9 protein-coding genes are annotated in these 17,696 nt (G+C 62.6%); 6 read left to right on the forward strand and 3 right to left on the reverse strand.

What is annotated here, in order from left to right:
- Nucleotides 1-36 precede the first annotated feature (36 nt).
- Both ACTJK0_RS07220 and ACTJK0_RS07225 read left to right on the forward strand, forming a co-directional pair.
- On the forward strand, nt 37-4,890 hold the full coding sequence (locus ACTJK0_RS07220) for an NAD-glutamate dehydrogenase (RefSeq protein WP_440744133.1): 4,854 nt from the start codon (nt 37-39) through the stop codon (nt 4,888-4,890).
- A 27-nt stretch (nt 4,891-4,917) separates the two neighbouring features.
- Nucleotides 4,918-6,384, forward strand: coding sequence for a PAS domain-containing sensor histidine kinase (locus ACTJK0_RS07225; protein WP_110541119.1), 1,467 nt, complete (start codon nt 4,918-4,920; stop codon nt 6,382-6,384).
- Between the two features lie 172 nt (nt 6,385-6,556).
- On the opposite strand, the gene ACTJK0_RS07230 is transcribed toward ACTJK0_RS07225, so the two are convergent.
- Nucleotides 6,557-6,805, reverse strand: a complete 249-nt coding sequence (locus ACTJK0_RS07230) for a WhiB family transcriptional regulator (RefSeq protein ID WP_003804966.1) — start codon at nt 6,803-6,805, stop codon at nt 6,557-6,559.
- A gap of 230 nt (nt 6,806-7,035) precedes the next feature.
- On the opposite strand from ACTJK0_RS07230, the gene ACTJK0_RS07235 reads away from it, so the two are divergent.
- Nucleotides 7,036-7,521: a hypothetical protein gene (locus ACTJK0_RS07235; protein WP_110541118.1), complete on the forward strand. Its 486-nt coding sequence runs from the start codon at nt 7,036-7,038 to the stop codon at nt 7,519-7,521.
- An 83-nt stretch (nt 7,522-7,604) separates the two neighbouring features.
- Here the strand turns inward: ACTJK0_RS07235 and ACTJK0_RS07240 are convergent, their stop codons facing one another.
- The gene (locus tag ACTJK0_RS07240; protein ID WP_440744132.1) at nt 7,605-11,717 is read right to left on the reverse strand and encodes an FtsK/SpoIIIE domain-containing protein; all 4,113 of its coding nucleotides are present in this window, start codon (nt 11,715-11,717) and stop codon (nt 7,605-7,607) included.
- Between the two features lie 207 nt (nt 11,718-11,924).
- On the opposite strand from ACTJK0_RS07240, the gene glf reads away from it, so the two are divergent.
- Together glf and ACTJK0_RS07250 are read left to right on the forward strand one after the other, a co-directional pair.
- Nucleotides 11,925-13,112, forward strand: a complete 1,188-nt coding sequence (glf, locus tag ACTJK0_RS07245) for a UDP-galactopyranose mutase (protein WP_440744131.1) — start codon at nt 11,925-11,927, stop codon at nt 13,110-13,112.
- Nucleotides 13,109-15,097 (forward strand): glycosyltransferase, encoded by a 1,989-nt coding sequence (locus ACTJK0_RS07250; RefSeq protein ID WP_440744130.1) that lies wholly within the window; start codon nt 13,109-13,111, stop codon nt 15,095-15,097. The genes glf and ACTJK0_RS07250 overlap by 4 nt, the downstream gene beginning before the upstream one ends.
- 53 nt (nt 15,098-15,150) lie before the next feature.
- Here ACTJK0_RS07250 and ACTJK0_RS07255 read toward each other — a convergent pair whose 3' ends face one another.
- A complete protein-coding gene (locus ACTJK0_RS07255; RefSeq protein ID WP_440744129.1) occupies nt 15,151-16,722 on the reverse strand; it encodes a DUF2142 domain-containing protein in 1,572 nt (523 codons plus the stop codon).
- A gap of 433 nt (nt 16,723-17,155) precedes the next feature.
- On the opposite strand from ACTJK0_RS07255, the gene ACTJK0_RS07260 reads away from it, so the two are divergent.
- A complete protein-coding gene (locus ACTJK0_RS07260; protein WP_440744128.1) occupies nt 17,156-17,632 on the forward strand; it encodes a GtrA family protein in 477 nt (158 codons plus the stop codon).
- Nucleotides 17,633-17,696 lie beyond the last annotated feature (64 nt).

The raw sequence follows: 17,696 nt of genomic DNA on the forward strand, positions 1-17,696 counted from the left end.
AAGGTGCGGCGAATATCTCATATGGAGGCGTTGTCGATGTCGTCTGGATCCAGCGTGGAGGACCAGCCCCTCTCCATTGAAGGCCTTGAAGGCTTCATGGGGGACTACTACCAGCACCTGGCTGAGGAGGATGCCCGAAGCTACCCCCGCGATGTCCTTGAGGCGCGGGCCAGCCAGCACCGGGCCGCGGCGGCTGTCCGGCAGCCCGGACAGGCGAAGATCTCGATTAACGACGAAGAGGACAGCAGCGTCATCTTTGTCGTCACAGACGATATGCCGTTCCTCGTCGACTCTGTCAACGCCGAGCTCGTGCGCCAGCACGCCGCCATCAAGCTGGTGGTCCACCCGCTTTTCGTCGCTACCCGGAACCGCGAAACCGGTGAACTGGTCAAGGTCAACCGGGTTCCCGCGCACTTGGGAATCTCCAGCGGGGATACGGCAGCCATGCCCAACCTTTCCCACCTGATCGCGCAGGGTGAAGACGCCTCGCACATGGAGTCCTGGATCGCCGTCGAAATCTCCCGCGTGTCCGACGACGCCAAGCAATCGCTCCTCGCAGGCCTTACCCGCGTGCTGAAGGATGTCCGGGCGGCCGTCGAGGACTGGTCCAAGATGCGCCAAAAGGCACTGGAGATCTCCGAAAGCCTGGACCAGGTGGCAAATTCGGCGCAGATTGTAGAGCTGCGGCAGGCCAAGGACCTGCTCCGCTGGCTGGACGACGGGAACTTCACATTCCTCGGCTACCGGGAATACGACCTGCTCAACGTCGACGGCGAGGACGTCCTGGAACTGCGTGAGGACAGCGGCCTGGGGCTGCTGCGGGCGGCCGCCGACTCCCCGCACATCCAGCACCTTACCGACACCGGCCGCAAGAAGGCGCGGGAAAAGCGCGCCCTTGTGATCACCAAAGCCAATTCCCGTTCCACGGTTCACCGTTCGGCCTATCTGGACTACATTGGCGTCAAAAGTTTCGACGCCGCAGGCAACGTCAACGGCGAGCGGCGCTTCATCGGACTCTTCGCCACCAGCGCCTACGCCGGATCCGTCCGCGACATTCCCATCGTCCGGGAAAAGGTCGACGCCGTGCTGCAGAGCGCAGGCTTCCCACCGGACTCGCACTCCGGCAAGGACCTCCTGGGAATCCTGGAGACCTACCCCCGTGATGAGTTGTTCCAGATCGAAATTCCCGATCTGGCGGCAACGGCGCTCGGTATTCAGAAGCTGCAGGAACGGCGGCGCACCAGGCTGTTCCTGAGGCCTGACATTTACGGACGGTTCATGTCCGCTGTGGTCTACCTGCCCCGCGACCGGTACACCACAAACGTTAGGCTCCGTATCGAGCAGGAACTCCGCGAGACGTTCCAGGCGGTGTCGATCGACTACGAGGCACGCATGACCGAATCAGCCCTCGCACGGTTGTTCTTCCGCATCCGGCTGCCCAAGGACGCCGACGTCAGCCACGTCAACAGCGACGAACTGGAAAAGCGGCTGGTCCGCGCGGCACGGTCCTGGAGCGAAGGCATCGCGGAAGTACTGCGTGAGGGGCGGGACCCGGCCGAAGCCAAGCAGCTCGCCGCCATCTGGGCCGAGGCGTTTCCCGCGAGCTACCGGGTGGACTACGAAGTCGAAGACGCGCTGGAAGACATCTCCCGCTTCGAGAAGTACGGTGCGGCCGCCGAGAGGAACACCGGCGCCCGTCAGGACCGGCCCGGCGTCCATGTGTACCTTCCTGAGGGGGCCGGCGCCACGCTGGAGGAAGACGCCAGGGTCAAGCTCTACATGCTGGAGCCCAAGAGCCTGAGCCAGATCCTGCCGTACTTCCACAACCTGGGACTTGAAGTCCTTGATGAACGCCCCTTCGAAATCGAAACAGCCGACCACCGGGACTTCTTCCTCTATGACCTGGGGCTGAAGTACCCGGCCGGGGTGGATCCGGTGTCCACGGGTGAGCTCCTTGCCGAGTCATTCGGTGCGGCGGTCACCGGTGCTGCCGAATCTGACAGCTTTGACCGCCTGGTTCTGCGCGAAGGCCTGCACTGGCGCCAGATCACGGTGCTTCGGGCCTACGCCAGGTACATGCGCCAGATGGGCAACAGCAGCTCCTTCGGCTTCATGGCGGACACCCTCCTGGCCAACCCGGATGTGACCCGGGGCCTGACGGCACTCTTTGCCGCCCGCTTTGATCCCGCCATCGGCGAAGGCGGCCGCGGGGAAGCCCAGACGACCGTCCGGCAGGAACTGGCAGTGTCCATCGAGAAAGTTGCCACCCTCGACGCCGACCGCGTCCTGCGCACCTTCGTCAACCTCATCGAGGCCACCCTCCGCACCAACTTCTACCAGGACAAGCCACACCTGAGCTTCAAGCTGGATCCGGCACAGATTGAAGGGCTGCCATTCCCGCGGCCCATGTTCGAAATCTGGGTCTACTCCCCGAGGGTGGAGGGTGCCCATCTGCGGTTCGGCAAGGTCGCCCGCGGCGGCCTCCGCTGGTCCGATCGGCGCGAGGATTTCCGCACCGAGGTCCTGGGCCTGGTGAAGGCGCAGACCGTCAAGAATGCCGTCATCGTCCCCACCGGGGCGAAGGGTGGCTTCTTCGCCAAGCAGCTTCCGGACCCGTCAGTCGACCGGGCAGCCTGGATGGCTGAAGGGGTTGAAAGCTACAAGACCTTCATCCGCGGGCTGCTGGACCTGACTGACAACCTCGTTACCGAAGCCGGCGGCGAGCGGCTCGTCCCGCCGTCGAACGTTGTGAGGCATGACGACGACGACTCCTACCTTGTGGTCGCGGCGGACAAGGGAACCGCGACGTTCTCGGACATCGCAAACGGCCTGTCCGCGGAGTACGGGTTCTGGCTGGGCGACGCCTTCGCTTCCGGCGGCTCGGTGGGGTACGACCACAAGGCAATGGGCATCACCGCCCGGGGTGCCTGGGAATCGGTCAAGCGGCATTTCAGTGAGCTGGATCTGGACACGCAGACGCAACCCTTCACCGTGGTGGGTGTGGGAGACATGTCAGGGGACGTTTTCGGCAACGGCATGCTGCTCTCCCGGCACATCCGCCTCCTGGCCGCGTTCGACCACCGCCATATCTTCCTGGACCCCAACCCGGACGAGGAATCTTCCTTTGTGGAGCGGCAGCGGCTGTTCGAGCTGCCCAGGTCCTCGTGGGACGACTACGACAAGTCGCTGATCAGTGAAGGCGGCGGGGTCTTTGCCCGGCAAGCCAAGTCCATTCCGCTATCCCCGCAGGTGCGGAGCGCGCTGGGGCTGTCCGCGGAGACTTCCGAACTGAGTCCGCCCGAGCTCTTGCGGGCCATCCTGCTGGCACCGGCAGACCTTCTCTACAACGGCGGAATCGGGACGTACGTCAAGGCGGGCTCGGAGACCAACGCGTCTGTGGGCGACAAGGCAAATGATGCGATCCGTGTCGACGGCCGGGACCTGCGGGTCAAAGTGGTCGGTGAAGGCGGCAACCTGGGCATGACCCAGCGCGGACGCATTGAAGCTGCCCTGCAGGGGGTCATCCTGAACACCGACGCGATCGACAACTCGGCCGGCGTCGACTGCTCCGACCACGAAGTGAACATCAAGATCTTCGTGGACCGGATGGTCGCCGCGGGCAAGCTGCCTGAGGCCGAACGCGCAGACTTCCTTGCATCCATGACAGACGAGGTCGGCCGGCTGGTCCTCGAAGACAACATCGACCAGAACATCCTGCTCCTGAACGACCGGACCCGGGTGGCGGAATGGAGCCCCAGCTATGAACGGCTCATGGACTGGCTGGAGAAGAGCGCAGACCTGAAGCGGGACCTGGAGGCGCTGCCTACCACAGAAGTCCTGCGCGAACGGCTGCAGCAAGGGCAGGGCCTCACCTCTCCCGAGCTGTCGGTGCTGGCCGCCTATGCCAAGATCGAGCTTGCCTCGGCGCTCCGGGACAGCGACCTCGCGGATGACCCCTGGTTCCGGGACACGTTGCGTTCCTACTTCCCGCACCAGCTGCGTGAACGTTTTGACGCGGAGCTGGATACCCACCCGCTGCGCCGGGAAATCATTGCCACCGTGGTGGCCAACGACATGATCAATCTGGGTGGAATCACGTTCGCCTTCCGCGTCATGGAGGAGACATCGGCCAGCGAAGTGGCTGTCGCGAAGGCTTTCGTGGCGCTGCGGGAGGTCTATGAGCTCGATGCGATGGTGGCCGAACTGAACAGCCTGCCTGCTTCGTTCCCCACCGAGCACTGGAGCACGGTCCACCTGGACATCCGCCGGCTTCTCGACCGGGCAGTGCGGTGGCTGTTGAGCCAGGAAAGCGTGTCGCGCCCCATCGCGGACGTGGTGGGCGAGTTCAAGCCGCTGATGGATCCGATGCGCGCCCGCCTCCTGGACTACCTGCGTGGCGATGACCGGCAGCGGGTGGCCGAATGGTTGGAGAAGGGACGCGAATGGAACCTTCCCGAGAACCTCGCGCTGCGCTGGGCGGAGCTGTTCGAAAGCTTCGTGCTGTTGGATGTCGCCAAGATTGCCCGGACACGGAAGGACCGCGTCGAGGACATCGCTGCCGTCTACTACACCGTCTTTAACCGGTTCCACGCGGATTCCCTGCTCGAACGGATCAGCAGCCTGCCCCGGCAGGACCGGTGGCAGGCCCTGGCCCGCGCGGCCCTGCGGGATGACCTGTACTCCACCGTCTCGGACATAACGACGGCGGTGCTGGACGCCACCTCCGCCACGGACGCGCCCGAGGCGCGGCTCAAGGATTGGGAAGGGCAGAATGCCGAGCAGTTGGGCAGGGCGAAGAGCATGTTCGATGAGGTGAATGCGCTCGAGGCCGACGACATGGCTTCACTGTCGGTAGCATTGAGGCTCTTGAGGTCAATCGTCCGGCGCTAGCGGTGCGGCGTCGCAAATGGAGGTGCAGTGGCAATCTTTACGGACCCTATCAGGGAACATGCTGATTTCGGGCCGGGCGATGCCGAATGGCTGCACCTCCTGGTGGGGGACTGGCAGATGGTCGCTGACCTTGCGTTCGCGGACCTGGCGCTGTGGTTCCCCCACCCTGAGCTTGGCTATATTGCCCTGGCCCACGTGCGCCCCTCCACCACGCATACCGCCTTCCATAGCGACTTTGTGGGGGAGGGGATCCGCTCCGACCTGAAGCCCCTGGTGGACAAGGCCTGGCACAGCAAGTCCATCGAGCGCTCCAGTGAAACGAACTGGAACAGCGAAATGGCGTTGCGGGTGGAGGCCGTCCCCATGGTCCGGAACGGCCGTACCCTTGCCGTGGTCACCACCCACATGGACCTGTCCAGCTCGCGAATGCCGTCCCGGCTGGAGCTGACCTACCGCCAGTGCGCCTACGACCTGCTTCGGATGGGAACGCTGGGGCTGTGGCCTGACTTTGCCTCGCCCACCGGGTCCCGGCGGGGTGCGCCCCGTGTGGGGGACGGGCTGATCCGGCTCGATGCCGACGGCGTGGTGCAGTACGCGAGCCCCAACGGCGTCTCTGCCTTCCGGCGCCTGGGTGACGGCGAATCCCTGGAGGGACGCTCGCTTGCGGAGGTAACCGCCGGCCTCCTGAAGGACCGGCGCATGGTTGATGAGACCCTGCCGCTGGTGGTTACCGGACGTATGCCGTGGCGCAGCGAGATTGAGTCCCGTGGAGTGAGCCTGTCCCTGCGGGCGATTCCGCTCCGGGATGAACAGCAGCGGTTTGGTGCGCTGGTTCTCTGCCGGGACGTCTCTGAGCTGCGACGGCGTGAGATGGAGCTGGTGACCAAGGATGCCACCATCCGGGAGATCCACCACCGGGTCAAGAACAATCTCCAGACCGTGGCTGCGCTCCTGCGGATGCAGTCGAGGCGCATGGTGAGCGATGAGGCGAAGCAGGGGCTGGAGCAGGCCATGCGCCGGGTTGCGACCATTGCCCTGGTCCACGAAACCTTGTCGCAGGGCCTGACCCAGAGCGTTGATTTTGACGAGCTGATTGGGCGCCAGTTCCGCCTGTCGGCTGAGGTGGCGTCGCCGTCGCAACAGGTCAGGACCGAGCGTTCGGGAACGTTCGGTGAGCTTCCCAGCGATTTGGCCACGCCGCTTGCGTTGGTCATCAACGAACTGGTCACCAACGCGGTTGAGCACGGGCTTGAGGGCAGGGCAGGAACAGTGTGGCTGGTTGCTGACCGGTCTGAGGCGGAAGACGGTGAAGAACTGACAGTGACCATCGCCGACGACGGCGTGGGACTACCGCAGACTCCGCACGTCGAGGGGCTGGGGCTTCAGATTGTGCGCACGTTGGTAACCAGCGAACTGGGCGGCACCATCACGTGGGAACGCCGCGACGGCGGCGGGACCGAGGTCAAGATCCGGCTCAGCCTGGCGGGCAAGTAGGCACCGGCCAGGCGTGGCCTCTGCCTGATTCCGGAGACCACAGCCGAGTTACCAGCGGCTAAGCCAACGAAAGACCCCGGGACAATCCAGTGTGGGATGTCCCGGGGTCTTTGCGATGTCCGGCCGATTGGCTTTGGGCCATGTCCGGGAGGTTTACGTGTGGCTGGCCGTGCTAGGAGGCGCGGCGGGCACGGGCAGCGCGGCGCTTGAGGGCGCGGCGCTCGTCTTCACTCATACCGCCCCATACGCCCGCGTCCTGGCCGGATTCAAGGGCCCACTGCAGGCAGGTGTCCACAACCGGGCACCGGCGGCAGACGCTCTTGGCTTCCTCGATCTGCAGGAGGGCAGGGCCTGTGTTTCCAACGGGGAAGAACAGTTCCGGGTCCTTGTCGAGGCACGCTGCGCGGTTACGCCAATCCATGCTGATCAGTTGCTCCATTTCTGGGAAGTGCCTTTGTGAAATTATTCACTAGTGGCTACAAAGGAAAAGGGCCCTCTGGGGCCCCCTTGGTCATCTGCATCAAGCCTGTCATGTTAACGCTGTGTAAACAAGGGGTAAGAACGCACGATATCCCTCGAAACCTGAGCGATGCATCACAGTGCCGGCTCCTGCCCTCACCAGTGTCAGACTATGTCCGGTAGGGTGCCAGTGTGTCAAGACCCCCCGCAGAACCAGCAGGCAGTGCATCTTCTCCCGACAGCCCTGACGGGCCGGACCATCAGGACGGTGGCCGGCCGGCCGCTGTCCCCGGTGCGGCAAAGGTGGTGTCCCTTGTGGCGGCTGCTGAGGCCACCGCACTTCTCGCTGCTGCGGGCTGGTATGCATACGAATTGGTCTCGGGAAGCCCTGTCCTGTCGTTCTGGGGCGCTGTCTTCACCCTCGGCCTCCTGCTGGCCTTTTCGGCCTGGCTGTTCGCTGTGGCTGTCTTTCTTTACCGTGGGTACCGCTGGACCCGGGCCGCTGCGTTGGTGGCACAATTGTTCGTCCTGACCATTGGAGTGCCGGCCCTGACCAGCGGGCTGGTCCTGGCCGGGCTGGCAATGCTGGTTCCGGCGGTCGTCGCGATTGTCTTTTTGTTTTCCAACAAGGTGATCAACCACGCCTCCCGGACAGGTAGCGCACCTCCCACCCTCTGAGGTGCCGCAGTGGCCGGTTGATGTTTCCAACCAGCCCGGAAGACTAGTCGGAGCGCTGTTCCGCGGGCGGGAAGTATGAGCCCTTAGCCGGTCCCGGAAGCCTTTTCTTCCGCGCCTGCCCAGGCCACCTGCAGCGCTTGGGAAGTGCCGGAAGAAATGAGGACACCCCTTCCCGGCGGGGAGTGTGGCTCCACTTCGAAGCGGACCCCGTAGAAGTCCCCGTCGGCAGAGGATCGAGGGCCAAGCAGCAGTCCGACCCCTGAAGTCCTCGCGCCCATCATGAGTGGAACACGTTGGATAAGTGCGGGGCTGTAGGCGGCGGCAACCACGAGCGAATGGCCCAAGGCGTTCAACTGCTCCAGCGCCCTCCACGCGGGCGGGCCAAGCAGGTCGACGTCATCCACGAGCAGCACTGCGTCCCGTGGCAGCACGCCTCCCTGAGCCTGCAGGAGCAGGTCACCCCAACAGTCTGGCGTGGACTCCGGAGATTCAGAAGGCATGCACCACGGTTGTTCAGGATTAAGCGCCACCAAGGCCTGCAGGGTGTTGCTCTTGCCGTTTCCGGGGTTGCCAAGAACCGCGACGACGCCCCCACGCGGAAGCCGGACGGAGACTGCGCCCGCCTCGTCCCCGGCCACACCCAGGATGACCTCCTGATGATGCCTGCGGTCTCCCGGGACCTGGCCTGACGCGCTGCTTCCACCGCTGCGACGTGGTTTCCCGTCCAAAGGTCGCGATACCGCCTTGTCCGGCGGCGTTGAAGGCTGTGCCAACGTCAATGCCGCCAAGGCTGCCACCTGTCCTGTCGTGATGAGGGCGGGTAGGGGATCCACCCGAAACGGGGGCGACGAGGCCCTCGGGTGTTTGGCAGTGTTCACGTCACCGCCGTCCCGGGCTGGACGTCGGTAAAACTGGCAGACAGCGGGGCCACCTCCAGCGATGGGGCCGAAGGCCACAGCCCTGCCTTCGACTCCCGCAGTGGCAGGCATCCTGGGCCACAGTGCGCGGCTTTCCTCTGTGGATCCAGCCGGGAAGTAGAAGCGGTTTGGAATGGCGGCGAAGAATCTGGCGGTAACCAGCTCCCGCTCTCCCGACAGCAACAGGGTAATTCCAGCCATGGCGCCGTCGCGGACGAGGTCCTGGACCAGGTCTTCCGCCCAGGCCAACGGCCCGGACCGGAAAGCGGCAACCCAGGAGCCCCAACCGGAAATGGCGACGGTGAGAGGTACGCGCACAGTCGCTGGCTGGGCCAGGCGCCGGCCCAGTTCCTCGACAAGTCGCTCCAGCACGCGTACCCCTCGCCGAAGATCGTGGATTACCGCATGCGCACCTGTCCGGCTTTCGCGGGCGAGCTCCGAGAAGCTTCCAGTGCCGTCGAGGAAGTAGAAATGCGCTTCCCGGGGACTCGCCATCAGCCGTCCAATGGTCATTTCCAAGGATCCTCCGGCGCCGGAAGCAGGGCTGCCAATGAAGGCCGCGTGGCTATGGACACCAGGCTGCCAACCCAAGTGTTTTACCAGTTGTTCGGCAGGTAAATCCATCAAGCCAAGCGTTACCTGGCCACACGAGTCCACGGGCGGGGGACACCGCCATCCAGGGACTGCAGAACCGGCCGGATCGTCCGGAGCACTTTCGTCCAGTTCCGTCGGCAGGGGAGGAGCGACAGGCCTCCTCGGAGCCGGCGTGTCCCGGGCAGCACAAAGACTCCTCACCATTGCTGACAGCGGTTCCACGGCCTGTGCCGGAGTCACTGGAGTGGGTGCAGCAATGGCGGGGTGGTTCGGCCCCCGGGTGAGGTATTCCGTTGTCAGGTGGACGGCGACTCCCGGCAGTTGGGATCCCGCGCCCGCGGAAGCGAGGGACGCCGCCTGGAACTCCTCAGGCGGCTCCGTCCCGCGGGCCAGGAAAGCCCGACCGGGGGTGTCGACACTGATGGCGGCCGCCGCCCTGGAGTTGATGATGTCGACCGATTCCATGTCGGACTGCACCCGAAGGGCGATGCTGGAGGTGACGTTCGCACGGATGTCGGCTGTCAAGGCTCCTTGTGGCCGCTGGGTTGCCATGACCAGGTGGATGCCCAGCGACCGTCCAATGGATGCTACGCGCATCAGTTCACGGAGGGCCTTCGGAGCTTCATCAACGAGCATCCTGAACTCATCAATAACGATGACCAAGTGCGGCAGGACAAGTTCGTGTGCCCACGGCGTGTTTCGGTACGTGGAGATGTCGGGAACGTCCGCCGCAGCAAGGCGTCTCTCCCGCAGTTGGACTTCGGCTCGAAGTGACGTCAGTGTCCGCTCCAGTTCCGGAACAGAAAGGTCCGTCTGCAGCCCAACGCAGTGGACAAGCCCGCTGAGGGGGCCAAGTCCCGAACCTCCTTTGAAATCGATGAAGAAGAAGTTGACCCGCTCGGGCGGGTAGCTCACTGCCAGTGCAAGCGTGAAGCTCCGGAGGAGCTCGGACTTTCCAGCACCGGTGGTGCCCGCAACCAGGAGGTGCGGCCCATCGGACTGGAGATCCACCGTTCTGGTTCCGGCCGCGCTGACGCCCACAGGTACCGCCAGTCTGTCGTCCCGCCCACTGATGTTCCACCGTTCGACCGTGGCGCCGGCCGTCAGGGGCAGGATGTCGTCCAGGCTGCAGGACGAGGGAAAACAATTCGATTGTTCCGCATTCCAGCGCCTGCTACCTGCCAGCGACCGGCAGAAATTGGTGAACACATCCTCCGGCGCAAGGTCAGCGACGAAGCCGGTTTGGTGGCCATCCAGCCGCAGGACCGAATTCCGGTTCGACAACAGGACGTCGGCTTCAGGCCACTCACCCTCCGAAGGCAGGAAGTGAAGAACGCGCCACCCCTGCTGAATGGCCGCTTCACGGACCGGGTTCCCGGCCGCCGTAGAGCCTTCTCCCAACAGCAAAAGGACTCCGCGCTCGCGGCCTTGGGGAAGTTTGCCCTTAACTGCGTCCACACCCGCGAGAGTTCCTGAGGTCAGAGTCACCCCGGAAAGAAACCGGGCGGCGAGTGGCAGGTCTTCCGGGAGCCCATGGACCAGGACATGCGTCCTGCACCCGGCCGGGTACCCCGCCAGCTGCATGAGCAGTGACCTGATGCTGCCATTAACGGCAACGCGCAGGCCGACCACAGTGGTTAACGGACGTGCGGGGTCGAGGAGGACAGGCACCATGCCGGCCGAGGGAACGGGCTTATCGCCGCCTGCTGCTTCAATTCGCACGTTCGCCGCCTGTTCTGCCAGTCCAAGCCGCAACCAGACGCCGTCGCCGGGGTCGGAACTGCCCGTCCCTGCAGCTTCCGCGGCCGCAAGTGCCACCAGGGGAAGGGAAGGTGCGGACCGCCGTCGTCGGTCCCTGTCTTTCCGGACAGCGTCCCGTACCGCCAGCGACAATTCCCGCCGCTGGCGGCGTCCGCTGGCAGCCGGTATCAGGACGGAAAATACCGAAGCAGCAGAGAATGCCAGGAACATCCACATACCTGTGAACACGGCCAGCAGTATTCCAATGGCCAGCGGGAGCAAGGCCGTCAGAAGCAGGACCAGGCGGTTGCCCGGGTCGACCCGGCCTCGGACCACGATAGGTTGCGCGACCGACTTGCCCGCGTCTTCAAGAACCCTTCCCGGCAGGTCGGCAAACACCAGTGACAAGCAGGACTGCCCGCACCTGATGCTGGAGTCGGTGGTGATGACGGCATTGCGGATCCTTTCGCCGTCGACAAAGGTGCCGTTGGCGCTGTCCAGGTCTATCAGGATGATGTCCGTGTCCGTGACGACGACGCGTGCATGTTCACGGGAGAGCTCAGGGTCCGGAATGACGATCCGCGTACCGCTGCGGCCAATGCTGTAGCTGCCACGGCGAAGCGGCATGACCGTTCCCGCTGCAGCTCCGCTGTCCACGGTAAGGGCCAGTGTCGCGGCAACTTCATCAACCCGGCGCCGGCTCCGTGTGCTGGCAGGCGCGGACCCGCTGTCGACGAGCACCGCCGCCTCAACAAGGGGAGGAACGCCGACGACGAGGGAACGCAGGTCCTCGCCATCGACTGTGACGGCGCCCGCGCCGAACTTGCCCACCAACTGTTCATGTATCGCGTGGCCGGGTGTGCCCCCGGGAACATCGATGGACAGTTCCAGTGATGGCTGCAGGCCGGATCCCGGGCCAGCGACCAGGGTGCAATTAAGCGTCATGCGTTGGGGTCCTTCGTACTTGTACCCACACGCTAACCAAGGGGTGAAGCACGTCCCAGCCGCATCGCGCCGTATGTGGATAAAGCCGCAAGCTCGTGTGCAGCATCACACGAGGCCTGATTCGACGGGCCGCACAGTCCCTCGGGTAGGCTAGAGCAGCAGACAATGCGCACCATTGCGCTGCCCGCATTCGAACCAGGAGATTTTGTGACCGCTGACCTTGTCATCGTAGGGTCCGGCTTTTTTGGCCTGACAATCGCAGAGCAGGCCGCCACCGAACTGGGCCTGAAGGTCGTTGTCCTCGACCGGCGCCACCACATAGGCGGAAACGCTTACAGCGAAAAGGAAGAGCAGACCGGAATCGAGGTGCACCGCTATGGGGCGCACCTCTTCCACACCTCCAATGAGCGCGTGTGGGAGTATGTCAACCGGTTCACGACGTTTACCAACTACGTCCACAAGGTCTACGGCGTACACAAGGGCGAGGTCTACTCCCTGCCGATCAACCTGGCCACGATCAACCAGTTTTTCCGCGCCAACCTGACCCCGGGACAGGCCCGTGAGCTGATCCAGGAACAGGCCGGGGAACTGGCAGGCACCGATCCGCAAAACCTGAATGACAAGGGCATCCAACTGATCGGCCGCCCGCTGTATGAGGCCTTCATTAAGCACTACACCGGCAAGCAGTGGCAGACCGACCCCAAGGATCTGCCGGCAGGCATCATTTCCCGGTTGCCCGTTCGCTACAACTACGACAACCGCTACTTCAACGACAAGTATGAGGGCCTGCCGACCAACGGCTACACCGCCTGGATCGAAAAGATGGCGGAGCACCCCAACATCGAGGTCCGGCTCAACACCGACTTCTTCGATGAGTCGCACGAGTACAGCAAGAACAAAGTCGTGGGCAACATCCCGGTGGTCTATACGGGTCCGGTGGACCGGTACTTCGACTACGCCGAGGGCGACCTCTCCTGGCGCACCATCGACTTCGAGGAAGAAGTCCTGGACATGGGTGACTTCCAGGGCACGTCCGTTGTGAACTACAACGATGACGACGTCCCCTACACGCGCGTTATCGAACCGCGCCACTTCCACCCCGAGCGTGACTACCAGACCGAGAAGACGATCATCATGCGCGAATTCTCGCGTTTTGCTGAGAAGGGCGACGAGCCCTACTACCCGGTCAACACCTCTGCGGACAGGGAGCGGTTGCTCAAATACCGCGACCTGGCCGCGGCGGAAAAGGACGTCCTGTTTGGTGGCCGTCTGGGCACATACAAATACCTGGACATGCACATGGCCATCGGTTCGGCGCTCAGCATGTTCGATAACAAGATCCGGCCGCACTTCGAAAGCGGCGTGCAGCTTGAAAGCGGGGGAGTCGACGCATGATCGGTTCGCCGGACTGGGCGACACTCCAGCGGGTGATATTCCCGCCCGAGTCCGGAGTGGACACGATGTCGCTCTATGCGGACCCCGGCCCGGCAGCAGGAATACGCTTCCGGGAAAGTGACGAGTCGGCGCGGAATCCCAAACGGGCAGAGGAAAAACTGCAACTTGTTGGCTCCAGCCAACGGGAGGTGCATTTCGACGACCTTCTGTCCCGTTATTCCCTCCGCGTGCGTTCAGGAGAGCAAATCTCGCTGGGGACGTATTTCAATGCCTTTCCTGCCAGCTACTGGCGCAGATGGACCCACCTGCGCGAAGTTCGTCTGGTGGTTGAAACCTCCGGCCACGGGTCCATCACCGTATATAAATCAAACGCCCGCGGAAACATCCAACGTGTCGATGGAAAGCGGGTCGACGGTGACGCAAGAACCGAATTCAATCTTTCCATCAAACCCTTTGGTGACGGCGGATGGTATTGGTTCGACGTGGCCTCAAGCCGCGGCGACCTTATCTTGGGCGAGGCCCGCTGGGAGGGGACGCCAGCAGAACGAGCAGCCGAAACGGTGACCATTCAGATCACCACCATGAACAAGCCGGACTTCTGCCTCGCCAACGTCCGTGCCCTGGCAGAACACCCGGAAGCGCTCGAGTTGGCACAGGAAGTGCTGATTGTTGATCAGGGCACGGATAAGGTTGCCGACCAACCAGGCTTTGCCGAAGTGGCAGGCCTCATCGGTCCCAAGCTTAGGGTCATCAACCAGGCGAACCTGGGTGGTTCCGGAGGGTTCGCCCGCGGCATGTATGAAGCCGTGGAAAACGGCAGCGACTACGTTCTGCTCCTTGATGACGACGTCGTGATGGAGCCGGAAAGTATCCTGCGCATGATGGCCTTCTCCGGCCGGTGCCGGAAGCCCACTATCGTGGGCGGCCACATGTTCGATCTGTACAGCCGCAGCACGCTGTATTCAATGGGCGAGACGATCGACTCCCGGCGGTTCTCACCAAGCCAGCCTCACCAGGACATGCAGATGCGGCACGATTTCAGCGTGTCCAACCTCCGCCAGACGCCGTGGCTGCACAGGCGGGTCGACGTCGACTACAACGGCTGGTGGATGTGCCTGGTACCCACTTCGGTTATACGCGACATCGGCCTTCCGCTGCCCTTGTTCATTAAGTGGGACGACTCGGAATATGGGCTCCGCGCCCGGGCTGCCGGCTACCGGACTGTTTCTTTCCCCGGCGCGGCGCTCTGGCACATCTCGTGGATTGATAAGGACGACCTGGTTGGCTGGCAGGCATATTTCCATAACCGGAACCGCCTGATAACTGCCCTCCTCCACAGCCCCCAGCCGAAGGGCGGTTCCGTGTTGCGGGAATCTTTCCAGGAAGACGTGAAGCACCTTGTTTCGCTTCAGTACTTCACTGTCCGCAACCGGCTGACGGCGAGGTCGGACCTGATGACTGGTCCGTCCCACCTCCATCCGTCCCTCGCCACCAAGCTCGAAAGCATCAACAAGCTGCGGGATTCCTTTCCTGATGCGCAGCTGCGTGAAGATGTAGAGGATTTCCCCGCACCTCCCCTGGGAGCGGGACCGTCGGGGCAGGCCGACAGCCAGATGCCCGCCAAGAAGGACATGGTCAAGTGGGGCCTGAAGACAGTGGCCCGGCAGTTGCTCAAGCAGCCCTCCGCGGACTCGCTCGAACGACCCCAGGGTTACCTTGCCCATGTGGACAACAGGTGGTTCCGTACGGCGCAGTTCGATTCGGTCGTAGTGTCCAACGCCGAGGGGACCGCCGCCTCTTGGTATAAGCGCGATCCCAGGAAACTGAAAGAGATGCTTAAGGAGTCTGCCCTCCAGCACGCAGCGCTCTACAGGAACTGGGACAGCTTGGCGGCGGACTATCGTTCAGCCCTTACTGATCTGGTCTCTATGGAGGCGTGGCGTGTCAGCTTTGACATGGAGCAGGAAACCAATCTTCACCATTAAGGGATGAAGCAGCCGTAATGGAAGTCGCCCCCAAATCTGTTGGGGGCGACTATTCATTTCGCCACCTTGGACATATTTCCCGGTGTTTGCGGTGCAAGCTGCGGCGTCATCAAGAGTCGGTAAAGACAGAGCCCGGCAATGGACAAGACGATCACGTAGGCAACGGCCAACCCTTGCCATGACATGGGAGGCTGCCACTGGGGTTCGAACATTTCAGTCCAGTTGATGTGGTCCCCATGTAACCCAACGGTGTATCGGCGCAACCCCTGCAAAAGGAGGTATGCGTGGGCCAGGACTCCCAGCACGAGACTCCAACGGATTAGCGAGGCGGACCAAGGCGATGGGTTGAATGGCCGGAACCGGACGGCCCTCCCCGAAACGAGAATCAGCAGAATTACAAGAGCCAGTGCATATCTGCCCTGCCAAATCCACCCCACTGTCTCGCTGGAACCCGCTTGAAGCACGGGAGGTACAGCGAGAACAGCAATAGTTGTCAGGGCCACCGGCCAGCGGAGTTTCACTGGCCGGGCCGTAAAGGCCAGCATGAGCAGCCAACCAAACCCAAGGACCCACGTGTAGACGACTGCTGCCGGGGGAGCGGTGTCAAGGGAACCCAGGACGCCTACATATTCGCGCATGTAACCCACTGTCCGATCCAGCATAAGGATGGCGGCCTCGTCGGCGGGCAGCGGAGGTGTCACAGCGAAGAGGCTGTCCAGGCTATGGGCAGTTAGGGTCCACCAGACGGCGAATAGGCATGAGACGCTGACTAAGACGACGGAGAGTTGAAACCTCTTAGCTTTCAGTAAGGCAAGCAGCGCAAACCGGGAATGACCAATAACGGCCGCCATAACTGCAAGTGCCAGCCACAGCAGTGAAAGCGGCCGGGTGTTGGCCAAAAGAATTCCCGAAATTACAACGATGGCGGTTGTCAACCAGCTGGGCCTGGACTTCCCCGCGTTCTCAAGCATTACGCAAAGGCCCATATAAAAAGCGCCCGTCGTTGCGATCTCCAACCCGTTGGGGTTCACTGCGCCGGAAAGGAAGAGGGCGGCGGGAGTCACGGAAACCGCTGAGGCAATTAGCATATATCGGCTTTTACGCATACAGCTCGCCGCGTAAAAGAAGGCAGCAAGGAAAAATGAGGTGACCCACGCACTGATAATACGCATTGCGTAAAGAGCAGGTTCGCCTGCAATACCCCGACTACCAAGCCCCACAATTGCGTAGTAGACGGGATTGTAATTCCCGGCCGAAGTCGTTGCTTTGACGGGCGTGCGGTCGGCACCGTCCGTGGGCTGGTAGCAGTTGGCCGTTATTTCAGGATGCGTAGCGTAACAGTTGAAGTTTTGGACTTCAGCGATGTACTTGGGAACCTCTACTGTCAATAGCTCTCCTTGTACTCCAGAGCTCGTCCCGCCGTACTGACCACGGGCAACAGCTGCTGCCTTGATCGTATGCGCTGCCTCGTCGGGAGCCGACATCAATGGGGATGCAAAGCACCAGACTGTGCTGGCCGCGCCAATAAGAAGCCACGCGATAAGAAGCACGTGAAGCTGTGACGGGACGGCGCTGAATTTGCGGACGGCGGATGTTGGTTTATGAAGGAGCAAGGAGGTTCGCATGGTGGTTTAAAGCATACGTGGAGCTTTACCAGGAATGAGCCCATTCCCACTTCACATGGCGGAGTCTGGCGCACGACGGCGGGGCGGGACCTGACCGCGAAAGGCCAAAGCTTCCCATCCTGGACTCATCCCATTATTTTCCGCTGCCCGGTCCTGTCGTTGCATCCCACGGAGATTCCAGGAGTTCCGTCGGAACAGCCGGGTCCTCATATGTACACAAGAATTCGGCCGTGCAAATCAACTGCCGTCAATTGGCCATCCGGCGCAAAGACCTGGACAACGGACTGGACGCCCTGCGTCCCCACGCGAATGGGCTTGCCCGCCATCCTTCATGGGCAAGGGTCAACGGGCCAGGCGTGATAGCTTTAAGGATGCGTGGAGGCGGGCTGTGCAGAGGCTGAACACTCCGCAACCATGAGAGGATAGCCCAACCGTGCCAACACCCCCGCCAGGCATGCCTTCGCCGCCGGAAACACCCGTTGAAGCTGTTCCAGCTGTTCCGGGGATCGTCATGGGACTCTACCGGCATCCGGTGGTCAGATTCCTGCTTGTTGGCGGCGTTTCTTTCGCCTTGGATCTTGGGCTGCTTGCCATCCTTCACGAGATCTTCGACGTCCCCCTCTGGATAGCCACTCCTATCGCATTTGTTGTGAGCCTCGTCTTCAACTTCCTCTTGCAGCGCCTGTTTACTTTCCGCGCCAACAACAGTGGCAGCATCAGCGCGCTGAAGTACATCCTGCTGGTGATCGTCAACATCGTGATCAGCGACCTCATAGTCACGGGGTTTGACGCTGTCGGCTGGACGTACGTCATTGGCAAGACAGCTGCCACCATCCTGACGACCGGGTGGAATTACTTCCTCTACCGGCACTGGATTTTCCGGCGTACACCGGAAGCTGCCCGCTCGTAAGGCAGCATGTGTGGCCCTCTGCGGGCTTGCAACTTCGCCGGCGGTGAGACAACTCCGAGTGGTG

The sequence above is a fragment of the Paenarthrobacter sp. 22069 genome (genome assembly GCF_052046035.1).
In the GTDB taxonomy this organism is placed as follows: Bacteria; Actinomycetota; Actinomycetes; order Actinomycetales; family Micrococcaceae; genus Arthrobacter.